We start from the raw sequence: 13,615 nt of genomic DNA on the forward strand, positions 1-13,615 counted from the left end.
TCTTTCTAATCGATTCTACACACTACCTTGTGTGCGCTCTGTCTCTCGTGGTCACGTTCTCCCAGCCCACCCAAATGCGCCCGCGACTAATCCCCCCGCCCCCACCGAGGGAAGGAAGCACCATGCGCCGTGCGCTCCCCAAGCTGTCCCTGCTCCTGGCCCCCGCACTCGCCGGCCTGCTGGTTGCGGTCCACCCCGGCACCGCGTACGCCGCCGACCCCACCACCATGACCGGCGGCTTCTACGTCGACCCGGACTCCAGCGCGCAGCAGTGGCTCAACGCCAACCCCGGCGACGGCCGCGCCCCCGCCATCCGGTCGTCGATCGCCGACGTGCCGACGGCGCGTTGGTTCGGCAACTGGAGCGGCACCATCGGGACGGCGACCGGGTCCTTCGTCGGAGCCGCGGCCGCCCGCGGCAAGCTGCCGATCCTGGTGGCGTACAACATCCCCGACCGGGACATCTGCGCCGGGCAGTCCGGCGGCGGCGCGGGCTCCGGCGCCGCCTATGCCAGCTGGATCGCGGCGTTCGCCGACGGCATCGGCAACCGGCCGGCGGTGGTCGTCCTCGAACCCGACTCGCTGGGAGACGAGAGCTGCATGACACAGACTCAGATCTCCGAGCGCAACGCCCTGCTGCGCAACGCCATCGCGCAGTTCAACGCCAAGGCCCGGAACACCTGGGTCTACCTCGACGCCGGCAACCCCGCCTGGCTGAGCGCCGAGACCATGGCCGAGCACCTGGCCGCGGCCGGTGTGCGCGGCGCCCACGGGTTCTCCCTCAACGTGTCCAACGTCTACCCCACCGCGCAGAACACGGCGTACGGCGACGCCGTCAACGCGGTCCTCGGGGCGGCGAAGGGGTTCACCAAGCCGTACGTGATCGACACCAGCCGCAACGGCAACGGATCCGACGGCACCTGGTGCAACCCGGCGGGGCGCAGGATCGGCACACCCACGCGGGCCGGTGGCGGCGCCGAGATGCTGCTGTGGATCAAGGCGCCCGGCGAATCCGACGGCAACTGCGGCACCGGCACCGGATCGACCGCCGGACAGTTCCTGCCGCAGGTCGCCTACAACCTGGTCTACGGCTACTGAGACGAGGAACCGACACGACGACGATGCAGGGGAAGCCGCCCCGCCGCGGCTTCCCCCCACGCCGTTATCCGAACAGGCGTCGCTGGATCTCCCGGCGGTAGTCCTCCAGCGTCCGGTCGAGGTGCACCGCCGTGGCGGCGGCCGCCTCGTCGGGTCGGCCGTCGCGGATGGCCCGGTAGATCGCCTCGTGCTCCTCGACCGCGGCCTTGGTGCCTTCGCTGAGCACGTCGTGGATGCCGATGGCGCTGGACTGGCGCTGCAGCCGGCGCGCGTCGCGCACGGCGCTGAGCAGGAAGGTGTTGTGTGCGGCGGTGGCCACGGCCGTGTGGAAGTCGTCGTCCGCCTGGTTGAACACGTCGACCTGGCCGTGGACGAACCCGTGCCGGCACTGCTGCATGGCGACCTCGATGGTGCGCAGCTCGGCGGGTGTGGCCCGGGTGGCCGCCAGGCTGCTCGCGGCCGTCTCCTGGACCTTGCGGAACTCGAAGAGCATGAGGACGTGGTCGAGGTCGACGGGGCGGAAGAAGCCGCCCCAGCGGCTGGTGATGAGCATGCCCTCGTCGTCCGCGACGAACAGGCCGCGCCCCTTGTGCGCCCGGACGCGGCCGAGGGCCGAGAGGATCTTCACGGCTTCCCGCACCACGGCCCTGCTGGTGTTCAGCGTCTTGGCGAGATCGTGCTCCGTGGGCAGCCGGTCGCCCGCCACCAGGCGCGCCTCGGCGATGTACTCGAGGATCTGCTCCGACACGATCTCGTACCCGGGCCGGTAGTCCCGGCGCTCCTCGCCCGCGCCGTTCGCCGCTGCCGCGACAGCGGGGGAGGCCTGCGGGGGCATGGCCGTTCCGGTCGTGGGCGTGTCGTTCATCTGTCCTGCCTCCGTGTGACTGGCGCGAGGGGCGACTGATCGCGGTGGAGCCGACTCATCGTAGCGCAGACAATCATAAGTCGTACTCATTTGGCGAGGGGGGCTGGCGAGGACCTGCGGATAAAAAGGGACAAATACGGGCTCTCTTCGCACGAGTAAGCCCTGGCAGTGCACCGGCGGTCCGAAATTGCCGCGAATAAGGCTGCGCGGACCCTTGACGGTCGTCTCGATAGGGCGGCTAATTTATCCGGCGAGGGCGGCAACGGAACGGCGGCCCTCGCGGTACCGACGCCCGAGCCGGACGGCCCGGCGTCGCCCCACCCCCACCTCCCGACCTGTTCGGGGCCTCTGCAGTGGAGTCGCTCATGACCGTCAACAAGCCTCCGGTCGGCCGGGAAGCAGTGTCCGGCAAGAGACGAGCGGTGCTGCTCGCAGCCTGCGCGGCGACCCTGGTGATGACCGTGGCCGCCTGCGACAGCAGCTCTCCCGCGAAGACCACCAAGGACGGCTTCGCCCAGGCGGCGCAGACCGACGGAGCGCTGACCGTCTGGGTCGACGCGACCCGGGTGGCCGCCGCGAAGCAGTACCAGGAGCTGCACCCCGAGGTGAAGCTGGACATCGTCACCTACGACGGCGATGCCAACGGCTCGAACTACCTCCAGACCAAGGTCCAGCTCTTCAACCGGACCGGCAAGGGCTGGCCCGACGTCGTCTTCAGCTCCCAGAACAACGAGGCGACCTGGGCGGTCGACGCGGGCTTCGCGGCGCCGCTCGACAAGGGCCTGGTCCCGGCGGACACCCTGAGCAGCTTCGCCAAGGGCGCCAACGACGTGTGTACGGTCAACGGCACCGTCTACTGCCTGCGCAACGACCTCTCGCAGGCGGTGCTCTGGTACAACGCTCCGCTGATGCAGCAGTTCGGCTACACCGTCCCCAAGACCTGGGAGGAGTACCAGCAGCTGGGTGAGAAGGTGGCCGCCGAACACCCCGGCTACCTGGTGGGCGACGCGGGCGACTCCTTCACCCCCGAGATCTACCTCTGGGCGAGCAAGTGCGGGGCCAACCACATCACCGGTCCCAAGGCCGTCTCGGTGAACACCACCGGTGAGAACTGCACCAGGATGGCCACGCTCATGGACGGGCTGATCAAGAACAAGTCCATGTCCATCAGCGGCGTCTTCAGCACCGACTTCGCCAAGAACGAGGCCGACAAGGTGCTGCTCATGCCCGGCCCGGCGTGGTTCGGCGGCGCGGTGTTCAAGGACACCCTCAAGACCCCGGACAAGACGATCGGGGTGGCCCCGATCCCCCAGTGGCAGGGCGACTCCGAGCCGGCCACCGGCAACGTCGGCGGCGGCACCTGGCTGGTGTCCCAGCACTCCACCCACCTCAAGGCGGCCACCGACTTCCTGAAGTGGGTCACCACCGACAACGCCTACCAGGGCGAGAAGTCCCCGGGCTTCCCGGCCTACGCGCCCGCCGCCGAGGACTGGCTGAAGGCGCAGGCCGCCTCGGGCTACCTCGTCGGGGACCTCGGCGCCCTCAAGGACGCCTCCTCCCAGGTGTGGCCGGGCTGGGGCTCGGGCCAGTTCAGCCAGGAGGGGATCTGGGCCGCCACGGTCAAGCCCGGCCTGACCCAGGGGCAGACCATCACCTCCCTGCTGCCCGCCTGGCAGGACTCGATCGTCAAGCACGCCGAGTCGTACGGATACAAGGTCTCGTCGTGACCGTCACCTCCTCCCCGGCCGGAACCGGGCCGGCCTGGCCTTCGTGGCCGGCTACGCCGTCCTGCTGATCGCCTTCGGTGTCCTGCCGATCGGCTACGCGGTCTACTTCGCCTTCACCGACGCGGGGGGCACGTTCACCGGCTTCTCGAACTTCGTCACCACGGCGCAGGACTTCCGGTTCGTGGACGCGATCGGCCACGTGGCGCTCTACCTCCTGTTCTGGCTCGTCTCGCTGGTGGTGTTCGTGGTGGCGCTGGCGCTGCTGCTGCACCGCCTGGCGGCGGGGCCGATCGGCCGGACGCTCCGCTTCCTCTACTACGTCCCCGGGGCACTGGCGGGCGCCGCGAGCGTGCTGGTGTGGCTGTTCATGCTCGACCCGACGGTCAGCCCGGTCAGCTCCCTGCTGGAGGCGCTCGGGTTCGGCACCTTCGGCGAGGTCATCGCGCCGGGCAACCTGCCGGTGCTGTTCACGGTCATCGCGTTCTGGACCGGGGCGGGCGGCTGGATCGTGGTCATGTACGGCGCGCTCAACAACATCCCGCAGGACGTCCTGGAAGCCGCGCGGATCGACGGCGCCGGCGCCTGGCAGACCGCCTGGCACGTGCAGATCCCCATGCTGCGCAAGTGGATCGTCTACATGGTGATCCTCGCGTTCGCGGGTGGCGCCCAGCTCTTCGTCGAGCCGCAGCTGCTCTCGCTCGCCAGCGTGGGCGTGGCCGGCCGTGACTACTCCCTCAACCAGCTGACCTACGACTTCGCCTTCCAGATGAACGACATCAACGGCGCCGCCGCGGTCTCGATGGAGCTCCTGGTCGTCAGCGTCTCGGCCGCCGGCTTCTTCGTCGCACGGTCGGGATTCTTCGATGCCGACTGAGACCCCCGCCACTCGAGTCGCCGCCACGCCACGCACGGAACGGGAACCACGCGTCATGAGCCGAGCTCCACACCGGGCATCCCGGCGGGCACAGAGGCCCCTGTGGCACACGTCGTACCGGCTGCTGGCCGGCGCCGTCCTGGCGGTCTTCGCGGTGTTCTTCGTGCTGCCGGTGCTCTGGCTCGTCCTCGCGGCGACCAAGACGGACCAGCAACTGGTCCACGGCCACCCGCTCTCCTTCGGCTCCTGGCACGCGCTCAAGGCCAACTGGGACGCGCTGACGGCCTTCCAGGACGGGGCGATCCTCCAGTGGCTGGGCAACTCCGCCGTGTACGCGGTGATCTCCCTGGTCATCACGCTCTGCGTCTCGGTGCCGGCGGGATACGCGCTGGCCATGACCGAGTTCCGCGGCCGGCGCGTCCTGCTCGTCTCGACCCTCGTCGTGATGCTGATGCCGAGCGCCACGCTCGTGGTGCCGCTGTTCCTGGAGGTCAACGCGGCACACCTGATCGGCACCATGTGGTCGATCATCCTGCCGTACTCGTTCTACCCGTTCGGCGTGTACCTGACGTACATCTACTTCACCACCGCCGTGCCGAAGGACCTGCTGGCGGCCGCACGGATGGACGGCTGCTCCGAGTTCGGCGTCTTCCGGCACGTGGCACTGCCGCTGGCGACACCGGTCGTCGCGCTCGTGGGCTTCTTCAGCTTTGTCGCCAACTGGACCAACTACTTCCTGCCCTACGTGATGCTCCCCCAGGACGACCAGATGCCGATCCAGGTGGGCGTCGGCAACCTGCTCAGCAGCGTGCCGCAGTTCAACCCGACCGCCGGATCGCTCGCGATCGAGCGCCCGCAGCTGGCCCTCGCGACCCTCGTGGCCATCACCCCGGTCCTGGTCGTCTTCCTCTTCGCCCAGCGCTTCCTGGTCAGCGGGATGCTCGCCGGCGCCACCAAGGAATGACGCCCGTGCCGTCACCCCGATCGGAGATCCTCCCCATGTCCCCCAGCTCCACCGACCGTTCCCCGGGCGAGGACGCCGCAGCGTCCCCCGCCGAGATCCGGGCCGGGGTGCCGCTGCTGGAACCGCCCGGCTGGGCGGTGGCGCAGCGTGACCTGTTCGACCTGCTCGACCACGGCTGGCGCCGCTTCGCCCGCGACTTCACCGGCCCCGACGGCCGGCTGAACTACACCGGCCGGCTGACCACCCGGGACGGCGTCGACGACTTCTACGAGGTCTTCTTCAACTGGCCGCAGCTGTACCTCCTCGGCGGTGCCGACGACCTCCTGGCCGCCAGCGCGAAGCACTGGGAGGGAGTGACCAGGCACCTCACCGAACTGGACATGCTCCGCGACGAGTACGAGCGCGGCTACGACTGGTTCCACCAGGGCGAGAGCCTGCTCCTGCTCTACTTCCTGTGCATGGCCGACCCCGAGCGCTGGTCCGAGCGCGCCCTGCGGTTCGCCGACCTGTACGTCGACCCGGTCCACGGCAACTACGACCCCTCCCACCGCATCGTCACCCGTCCGCACAACGGCAGTGACCCGGACCGGCAGGGCGTGACCGACGGCGACGTCTACCCGTGGCTGCCGAAGGAGGCCGAGACCTACGGCTTCCCGCTCGAATGGCTCCCCGAGGCGCAGGACGGCCCGTACCCGCTCTCGGCGGACCCGCGGCTCGGGGCGCAGATGCGCGAGCGGATGGGCGTTGGCGACACCGCGGTCAACCTCGCCGTGGCCGGGCTGGTCCTCAACGCCTGGGTCCTCTCCGGCGAGCAGCGCTACCGCGACTGGATCGTCGACTACGTCGGCGCCTGGCGGGAGCGCACCGAGGCGAACGGCGGCCTCATCCCGGACAACGTCGCTCCGGACGGGGCGGTCGGCGGCCTGCTGGAAGGCCGCTGGTATGGCGGCCACTACGGCTGGTCCTGGCCGCACGGCTGGCACAGCGTGGGCCACGCGGCCTGCGTGGCGGCGCTGGCCGCGGCGGTGAGCACCGGGGACGACGACTACCTCTCGATGGTCGGCACCTCGCTCGACGCCGTGATCGCCCGGGCCAAGGTGATGCCGTTCAGCGAGTCGGACTCCAGCCTGCGGTCCAAGTGGGTGGTCGAGCTCGGCCCGGACGTCGACTCGCCGACGCCCCACCTCCCGTTCCGGCACAACGACTCGGGCTGGTTCGACTACAACCCGGTCACCCTGCCCGTGCCGATGGCGCTGTGGCACCACACGGCCTCGGACGCCGACCGCGCCCGGCTGGAGAAGCTGCGCGAGGCGGACGGCCTGGACTGGCGCACCGTGCGGCCGTTCCGGGCCAAGGAGGAGTCCGGGCACGAGAAGGCGTGGTTCGCCTTCCTCGCCGGTGACGACCCGGACTACCCCGAGCGGATCCTCGCCGCCGCCCAGGCGCAGGTCCGCCACCGCCTGCGGCGGATGGAGCGCTACCGCGACCTGGAGGTGGACGAGGCCGACATCCACGTGTGGCAGCAGTGCAACCCGGTCGCCACCGAGGCCCTCGTCCAACTGACCTGGGGCGGCCCCCAGGTGCTCTACAACGGCGGCCTCCAGCAGGCCCGGCTGCGCTACCACGACGCCCGGGCCCGCCGCGCCGGCCTGCCGGCGGACGTGGCCGCCCTGGTCACCTCCATCGACCCCGGGGCGACCACCGTCGAACTGGTGAACCTCTCGCCCGAGGCGGAGCGGACGGTGATCGTCCAGGCGGGCGCGCTCGCCGAGCACACCATCGCCTCGGTCCGGTACACGACCTGCGCGGACGAGGGCTGGATCGGCGACATGTACGACTACGGCCACACGGAGCCGGTGGTCGGCGAGTCGGAAGCGGCCTGCGACGGCGCGTTCCTGACCGTCCGGCTGCCCGCGTCCACGCGCATACGGATGACGCTCCGGCTCGAACTCCGCACCCGTACCCCCAGTTACCGCTCGCCGTTCGCCACCCCGGGCGACGCGTCGCACCCCGGTGGCGAGGAGGAATCCGCATGAAGCGCTTCGCCCAGACCATCAGGCTCCGGCCCGAGCACCGCGAGGAGTACCTCGAACTCCACTCCGCCGTCTGGCCCGGAGTCGAGGCGGCCCTCCACCGGGCGCGGATCCGCAACTTCGGCATCTTCCTCCACGGTGACGTGCTGTTCTCCTACTTCGAGTACCACGGCGAGGACTTCGAGGCCGACATGGCGGGCCTGGAGGCCGACCCCGTGACCCAGGAGTGGTGGCTGCTCACCGACCCCTGCCAGGAGCCCTGGCCCGATCGGGGCGACTCCCGCCAGTGGACGGAGCTCGCCGAGGTCTGGCACCTGAGCGAGCCCGGCGAGCACTCCGCCGAGTGACCCGCTCCACGCCCGACCGACCAGACCGGAGCCCCCAGTGACCTCCACCCCGCCGCCCGCGCTCATCGACTCCCACCACCACCTGTGGGACCTCGCCCAGCGGCCGCAAGCCTGGCTCGACGAGCCCGCCCTGACGTCGATCCGCCGCACGTTCACCCCCGACGATCTGCGCGCCACCGCCACCAGTACGGTGGCGGGCCGCAGGCTGCACCGCACGGTGGTCGTGCAGTGCGTGCCGGACGTCCCCGAGACCGAGGACCTGCTCGCGCTCGCCGCCCGGGAGCCGCTGATCGCGGCCGTGGTCGGCTGGGTGGACCTCACGTCCCCCGCGGTCGGTCACGAGCTCGACCGGCTGCTCGCCGGGCCGGGCGGCGGCTACCTCCGGTCGCTGCGCAGCCTGGTGCAGGGCGAGACGGACCCGGAATGGCTGCAACGCCCCGACGTCGAACGCGGGTTGGCGGCGGTCCGGGACCGCGGGCTCGGCTACGACGTGCTCGTCCGCAGCCACCAGCTCGACCAGGCGAGCCGGCTCGCCGAACGCCTCCCGGACCTGCCCCTGGTGCTCGACCACGCGGGCAAGCCGGACCTCGCCGGCCGCGAACTGGAGGACTGGGAGCGCCGGTTGCGCCGGCTGGCCGGGCATCCCCAGGTGGTCTGCAAGGTGTCGGGGCTGATCACCGAGGCCGACCACGAGGCCTGGACCACCGCCGACATCCGCCCGGCGTGGGACGTCCTGCTGAGCGCCTTCGGCCCCGACCGGCTGATGTTCGGCTCGGACTGGCCGGTGGCGAACCTCGCCGGAGGCTGGAACCGCTGGGCCGAGACCGTGGACGAACTGCTCGACGGATGTTCCGCCGACGAGACCTCGGCGATCCTCGCGGGCACCGCGACCGCCTTCTACCGCCTCGCCCCCCACTCGTAACCCGTACCGAAGAGACCTTGGAATCACCATGACGCTTGCTGTCCGATATACAGCCGCCCGCACGCTGGACACGGCTCCGTCCGAGCCGTCCGAGCCCGGTCCCGGAGAGGTGCTGCTGGCGCCCGCCTACGTGGGGATCTGCGGTACCGACCTCCACATCTTCCACGGCGACATGGACGCCCGCGTCGCCGCGCCGGCCGTCCTGGGCCACGAGATGTCCGGCCGGGTGGTGCGGGTCGGTGCCGGCGTGGAGGGCTGGCAGGCCGGGGACGCGGTGACGGTGATGCCGCTGCGCTGGGACGACACCTGCCCGGCCTGCCTGAGTGGCCATCAGCACGTGTGCCAGAACCTGGACTTCATCGGCATCGACTCGCCGGGTGCGATGCAGCAACGCTGGACGGTCCCCGCCGACACGCTGATCCGGCTGCCGGGCTCTCTCGCTCTGGACCGGGCCGCGCTGGTGGAGCCCACCGCGGTGGCTGTGCACGACGTCGGCCGGGCCCAGGTGCAGGCCGGTGAGCGGGTCGTCGTCGTGGGCGGCGGGCCGGTCGGCATCCTGATAGCGCTGGTGGCCCGGGCGGCCGGGGCCGAGGTCCGGGTGGTGGAGCTGAGCGCCCACCGGCGGAAGCTGGCCGAGGAGTTGGGGCTCGTCACGCTGGACCCGGCCGCCGAGGACGTGGCCGGGGCCGTGCAGGAGTGGACCGGGGGCGCGGGCGCGGAGGTCGCCTTCGAGGTGTCCGGTGCGGCGGGCGGGGTCGACACCGCGGTCGAGGTGCTGGGCGTGCGCGGCCGGCTGTGCCTGGTGGCGATCCACCCCCGGCCCCGCGAGGTGAACCTGCACCGCTTCTTCTGGCGTGAACTCACCCTGGTGGGCGCCCGGTTGTACGACCGCTCCGACTTCGAGCGGGCGGTGGCGCTGGTCGCCGACGGCACGATCCCGGCCGAGAAGCTGATCAGCAAGGTCGTGCCGCTCACCGAGGCCCCCGCGGCGTTCGAGGCCCTGGAGGGCGGCGGCGACGTGATGAAGATCCTCGTGGACTGCACCGACGACACCCGGGGGGTCGCCGAATGAACGCCTTCGATCTGACCGGCAGGCTCGCCGTCGTCACGGGAGCCCGGCGCGGCATCGGCCGGGCCATGGCCCGCGCACTCGCCGAAGCCGGCGCGGACGTCATCGGCGTCAGCGCCAACCTGGAGGAGTCCGGCAGCGAGGTCGAGAAGGACGTCCTGGCCGCGGGCCGCAGTTTCGAGGCGATCCGCACCGACTTCGCCGACCCGGACGCGGTGCGGGCCCTGGGTGAGGACCTCGCGGACCGCGAGCGTCCGGTGGACATCCTGGTCAACAACGCCGGCACCATCCGCCGCGCCCCGGCCGCCGAACACCCGGAGGCGGACTGGGACCTGGTGCTCCAGGTCAACCTGACCGCGCAGTTCGCGCTGACCCGCGCGGTGGGCGCGGCGATGGTGGCCCGCGGCCGGGGGAAGGTCATCTTCACGGCGTCCCTGCTGAGCTTCCAGGGCGGCATCACCGTCCCCGGCTACACCGCCGCCAAGCACGGCGTCGCCGGTCTGACCAAGGCGCTGGCCAACGAGTGGGCCGGGCGCGGCGTCAACGTCAACGCCATCGCGCCGGGCTACATCGCCACGGACAACACCCAGGCGCTGCAGGACGATCCGGTGCGCAGCAGGGCGATCCTGGAGCGGATCCCGGCCGGACGCTGGGGACAGGCCGACGACCTGGCCGGCGCCACCGTCTTCCTGGCCTCGGACGCCGCCGCCTACGTCCACGGCACGATCCTTCCCGTCGACGGCGGATGGCTGGGCCGATGAGCGAGCGAAGCGAGATGGGCACATGAGCGAACGAAATGAGGTGGGCGCATGAGCGAGCGAAGCGAGCTCAGCATCAAGAGCAGCGCGTGGGCGAATGCCCCCGTCGAGCGAAGCGAGATGGGCGCATGAGCGAGGATCTGGTCACCGTGCTGGACGGCGCACGCATCATGCCGGTACTGACCGTGCGCGACCCGGCCACGGCCGCCCCGCTGGCCGACGCGCTCGCGTCGGGCGGCGCCCGGTGCGCCGAGGTCACCTTCCGCACCTCGGACGCCGAGCAGGCGCTCAAGGTGATGGCGGCCCACGGAGGCCTGGCCGTGGGTGCGGGCACCGTGGTCACCCCGGAGCAGGCGGAGCGGGCCGTGGCGGCCGGGGCCCGCTTCGTGGTGTCCCCGGGCTACGACGAGGAGGTCGTGGCGAAGTGCCGGGAGCTGGGGGTCCCCGTGGTGCCCGGCATCGCCACCGCCACCGAGTTGATGCGCGCCCTGCGGGACGGCCTCGACACCGTCAAGGTCTTCCCCGTCGAATCCATCGGCGGCCTGCGCACGCTCCGCGCGCTCGCGGCGCCCTTCCCACGCGTGCGCTTCGTGCCGACCGGCGGGATCGGTGCCGACCAGTTGCCCGGATACCTCGCCGAGCGCGCGGTCCTCGCCGTCGGCGGCAGCTGGATGGCGACGCCCGCGCACCTGGACCGCGGGGACTACCCGGAGATCCGTCGCCTGACGGCCGAGGCCGTGCGGGTGGGTGCGCCGTGACCGATGTGGTGGCGCTCGGCGAGGTCATGCTGCGCCTCGACCCGGGGGAGGGGCGGATCAGCACCGCCCGTACCTTCCGCGTGTGGGAAGGGGGCGGCGAGTACAACGTCGTGCGCGGGCTGCGCCGGTGCTTCGGCCTTCGGACGGCCGTCGTCACCTCGCTCGCCGACAACGCGGTGGGCCGGCTCGTCGAGGACCTGGTCCTGCAGGGCGGGGTCGACACCTCGCTGATCCGCTGGGTGCCCGACGACGGCATCGGGCGCAGCGCGCGCAACGGCCTGAACTTCGTCGAGCGGGGCTTCGGCATCCGTGGCGCACTCGGCGTCAGCGACCGCGCCCACACGGCCGCGTCCCAGCTGCGCAAGGGGGACGTCGACTGGGACGCGGTCTTCGCGGCGGGGGTGCGCTGGTTCCACACCGGCGGCATCTTCGCCGGCCTGTCCGACACCACCGTCGACGTCGCCGAGGAGGCGATGACGGCCGCCCGCCGCCACGGTGTCACCGTCTCGTACGACCCCAATTACCGCCCGAGCCTCTGGGCCGGCCGCGGGGGGCCGGAGCGGGCCCGGGAGACCGACCTGCGGCTCGCCCGGCAGGCCGACGTCGTCGTGGGCGCCCTGGGGATGGCGGGCCGGCACCCCGGCGCCGAGCGCTTCGGCGCCGACGAGGTGCCGGACGCGCTCGCCTCGGTGGCCGGGCTGCTCCCCGGGGCGCGGGTGCTGGCGACGACCCTCCGCGAGGTCCCGTCGGCCGGGGTGAACGACTGGGGCTCGGCGGCGTGGTCGGCGGAGACCGGTCACGTCGCCGGCCCCCGGATGCCCGGCCTGCACGTCCTGGACCGCATCGGCTCCGGGGACGGCTTCGCGGCAGGTCTGATCCACGGCCTGCTCGCCGGTGCCCCGCTGGAGCGCGCCCTCGCCTACGGCACAGCCCTCGGCGCCCTCACCATGACGACGCCCGGTGACGTCGCCATGGCCTCGCTCGCCGAGGTCGAGGCGCTGGTCGCGGGAGCCTCCGCCGCCGTCCGCCGCTGACCGGCGTCCCCACCCGCACCGACAGGGAGCAGCTCTTGCGCCTCCGGAAGATCCGGCACACACCGGTCGCGGTCACCGAACTCGGTTTCGGCGGCGCGGTGATCGGCAACCTGTACGACGTCACCCCGGAATCCGACGCCCGGGCCGCGATCGACGCGGCCTGGGCGTCGGGCATCCGGTACTTCGACACCGCACCCCACTACGGCCTCGGCCTCTCCGAACGGCGCCTCGGCGCCGCTCTGCGGGACCGTCCCCGGGAGGAGTACGTCGTCTCCTCGAAGGTGGGCCGGCTGCTGGTCCCCAACGGGCAGCCGCGCGGGGCCGATACCGAGGGCTTCGCCGTTCGCGACGACCTGCGCCGCCAGTGGGACTTCAGCCGCGACGGGGTGCTCCGCTCCATCGGGGACACGCTCCGGCGCACGGGCCTGGACCGGTTGGACGTCGTCTACCTGCATGACCCCGACGACCACTGGGAGCAGGCCGCCCAGGAGGCCGTGCCTGCGCTCGTCGACCTGCGCGACCAGGGGGTGATCGGCGCCGTCGGGGTCGGCATGAACCAGTCGGCGATGCCGGCCCGCTTCCTGCGCGAGACCGACCTGGACGTCGTGATGCTCGCCGGGCGCTACACCCTGCTCGACCAGTCGGGGCTGGACGACGTCCTTCCCGCGGCGCGGGACCTGGGCCGGAGCGTCGTCGCGGTCGGCGTGTTCAACTCCGGCCTGCTCGCCCGGGACAGGCCCGCGCTCGGCATGAAGTACGACTACCGGGACGCCCCGGCGGGCCTCGTCCGCCGGGCTTCGGCCATCGCCGAGGTCTGCGAGCAGCACGGCACCACCCTGCCCGCCGCCGCGATCGCCTTCCCGTACACCCATCCCGCCGTCGTCAACGTCACCCTGGGCATGCGGGACCGCGCACAGGTCGAACGCAACGCGGAGCTCCACCGCGGGCCCGTCCCCGCGGCTCTCTGGGAGCACCTCCGGGCCGAGGGCCTGATCCGGTCGGACGTCCCGGTCCCGGCTGCGGGCTGATCCCGCGAATCCGGCCGAGGGGGGACCCCCCCCCCCGGGGGGTGGGGGGCGGGGGGGTTGGGGTGGTTCGTGGTGGGGGGGGAGGTGGGGCACGCCTCCTACTGCCGCACCTGCCTGGAGCGGCTGACCGGCGTACGGC

At 71.9% G+C, this 13,615-nt stretch carries 13 protein-coding genes; 12 read left to right on the top strand and 1 reads right to left on the bottom strand.

Annotated features, from left to right (window positions below; all coding sequences use genetic code 11):
- Window positions 1-122: 122 nt before the first annotated feature.
- Window positions 123-1,097, top strand: a complete 975-nt coding sequence (locus ACFV4G_RS09855) for a glycoside hydrolase family 6 protein (RefSeq protein ID WP_380438374.1) — start codon at window positions 123-125, stop codon at window positions 1,095-1,097.
- A 64-nt stretch (window positions 1,098-1,161) separates the two neighbouring features.
- On the opposite strand, the gene ACFV4G_RS09860 is transcribed toward ACFV4G_RS09855, so the two are convergent.
- On the bottom strand, window positions 1,162-1,962 hold the full coding sequence (locus ACFV4G_RS09860; protein WP_380438376.1) for a FadR/GntR family transcriptional regulator: 801 nt from the start codon (window positions 1,960-1,962) through the stop codon (window positions 1,162-1,164).
- 365 nt (window positions 1,963-2,327) lie between these two features.
- Here ACFV4G_RS09860 and ACFV4G_RS09865 point away from each other — a divergent pair, with 365 nt between their 5' ends.
- The 11 genes from ACFV4G_RS09865 to ACFV4G_RS09915 all read left to right on the top strand — a co-directional run bounded on the left by ACFV4G_RS09865 (window position 2,328) and on the right by ACFV4G_RS09915 (window position 13,476).
- Window positions 2,328-3,689 carry an ABC transporter substrate-binding protein gene (locus tag ACFV4G_RS09865; RefSeq protein ID WP_380438378.1) on the top strand — a complete coding sequence of 454 codons (1,362 nt, stop codon included), beginning with the start codon at window positions 2,328-2,330 and terminating at the stop codon, window positions 3,687-3,689.
- 43 nt (window positions 3,690-3,732) lie between these two features.
- Complete coding sequence (locus ACFV4G_RS09870) at window positions 3,733-4,563, top strand: carbohydrate ABC transporter permease (RefSeq protein ID WP_380438380.1); 831 nt, start codon at window positions 3,733-3,735, stop codon at window positions 4,561-4,563.
- A gap of 55 nt (window positions 4,564-4,618) precedes the next feature.
- Window positions 4,619-5,527 (top strand): carbohydrate ABC transporter permease, encoded by a 909-nt coding sequence (locus tag ACFV4G_RS09875; RefSeq protein WP_380438382.1) that lies wholly within the window; start codon window positions 4,619-4,621, stop codon window positions 5,525-5,527.
- A gap of 35 nt (window positions 5,528-5,562) precedes the next feature.
- Window positions 5,563-7,563 (top strand): hypothetical protein, encoded by a 2,001-nt coding sequence (locus ACFV4G_RS09880; protein ID WP_380438384.1) that lies wholly within the window; start codon window positions 5,563-5,565, stop codon window positions 7,561-7,563.
- Window positions 7,560-7,907: an L-rhamnose mutarotase gene (locus ACFV4G_RS09885; RefSeq protein ID WP_380438386.1), complete on the top strand. Its 348-nt coding sequence runs from the start codon at window positions 7,560-7,562 to the stop codon at window positions 7,905-7,907. The genes ACFV4G_RS09880 and ACFV4G_RS09885 overlap by 4 nt, the downstream gene beginning before the upstream one ends.
- A gap of 37 nt (window positions 7,908-7,944) precedes the next feature.
- Window positions 7,945-8,829: an amidohydrolase family protein gene (locus tag ACFV4G_RS09890; protein ID WP_380438388.1), complete on the top strand. Its 885-nt coding sequence runs from the start codon at window positions 7,945-7,947 to the stop codon at window positions 8,827-8,829.
- 28 nt (window positions 8,830-8,857) lie between these two features.
- On the top strand, window positions 8,858-9,901 hold the full coding sequence (locus tag ACFV4G_RS09895; protein ID WP_380438390.1) for a zinc-binding dehydrogenase: 1,044 nt from the start codon (window positions 8,858-8,860) through the stop codon (window positions 9,899-9,901).
- Complete coding sequence (locus tag ACFV4G_RS09900; RefSeq protein ID WP_380438392.1) at window positions 9,898-10,659, top strand: SDR family oxidoreductase; 762 nt, start codon at window positions 9,898-9,900, stop codon at window positions 10,657-10,659. Before ACFV4G_RS09895 ends, ACFV4G_RS09900 begins: the two co-directional genes overlap by 4 nt.
- Before the next feature lie 125 nt (window positions 10,660-10,784).
- Complete coding sequence (locus ACFV4G_RS09905; RefSeq protein WP_380438394.1) at window positions 10,785-11,414, top strand: bifunctional 4-hydroxy-2-oxoglutarate aldolase/2-dehydro-3-deoxy-phosphogluconate aldolase; 630 nt, start codon at window positions 10,785-10,787, stop codon at window positions 11,412-11,414.
- On the top strand, window positions 11,411-12,448 hold the full coding sequence (locus ACFV4G_RS09910) for a sugar kinase (protein WP_380438396.1): 1,038 nt from the start codon (window positions 11,411-11,413) through the stop codon (window positions 12,446-12,448). Before ACFV4G_RS09905 ends, ACFV4G_RS09910 begins: the two co-directional genes overlap by 4 nt.
- A 35-nt stretch (window positions 12,449-12,483) precedes the next feature.
- Window positions 12,484-13,476 (top strand): aldo/keto reductase, encoded by a 993-nt coding sequence (locus tag ACFV4G_RS09915; protein ID WP_380438398.1) that lies wholly within the window; start codon window positions 12,484-12,486, stop codon window positions 13,474-13,476.
- The last annotated feature ends 139 nt before the right edge of the window (window positions 13,477-13,615 follow it).

This window comes from Kitasatospora sp. NPDC059747, assembly GCF_042732955.1.
Taxonomy (GTDB): domain Bacteria; phylum Actinomycetota; class Actinomycetes; order Streptomycetales; family Streptomycetaceae; genus Kitasatospora.

Coding starts and splice junctions, on each gene's coding strand:
- ACFV4G_RS09860 (WP_380438376.1), bottom strand. CDS start 1,962: ATGAACGACACGCCCACGACCGGAACGGCCATGCCCCCGCAGGCCTCC.
- ACFV4G_RS09905 (WP_380438394.1), top strand. CDS start 10,785: ATGAGCGAGGATCTGGTCACCGTGCTGGACGGCGCACGCATCATGCCG.
- ACFV4G_RS09895 (WP_380438390.1), top strand. CDS start 8,858: ATGACGCTTGCTGTCCGATATACAGCCGCCCGCACGCTGGACACGGCT.
- ACFV4G_RS09885 (WP_380438386.1), top strand. CDS start 7,560: ATGAAGCGCTTCGCCCAGACCATCAGGCTCCGGCCCGAGCACCGCGAG.
- ACFV4G_RS09855 (WP_380438374.1), top strand. CDS start 123: ATGCGCCGTGCGCTCCCCAAGCTGTCCCTGCTCCTGGCCCCCGCACTC.
- ACFV4G_RS09880 (WP_380438384.1), top strand. CDS start 5,563: ATGTCCCCCAGCTCCACCGACCGTTCCCCGGGCGAGGACGCCGCAGCG.
- ACFV4G_RS09900 (WP_380438392.1), top strand. CDS start 9,898: ATGAACGCCTTCGATCTGACCGGCAGGCTCGCCGTCGTCACGGGAGCC.
- ACFV4G_RS09865 (WP_380438378.1), top strand. CDS start 2,328: ATGACCGTCAACAAGCCTCCGGTCGGCCGGGAAGCAGTGTCCGGCAAG.
- ACFV4G_RS09875 (WP_380438382.1), top strand. CDS start 4,619: ATGAGCCGAGCTCCACACCGGGCATCCCGGCGGGCACAGAGGCCCCTG.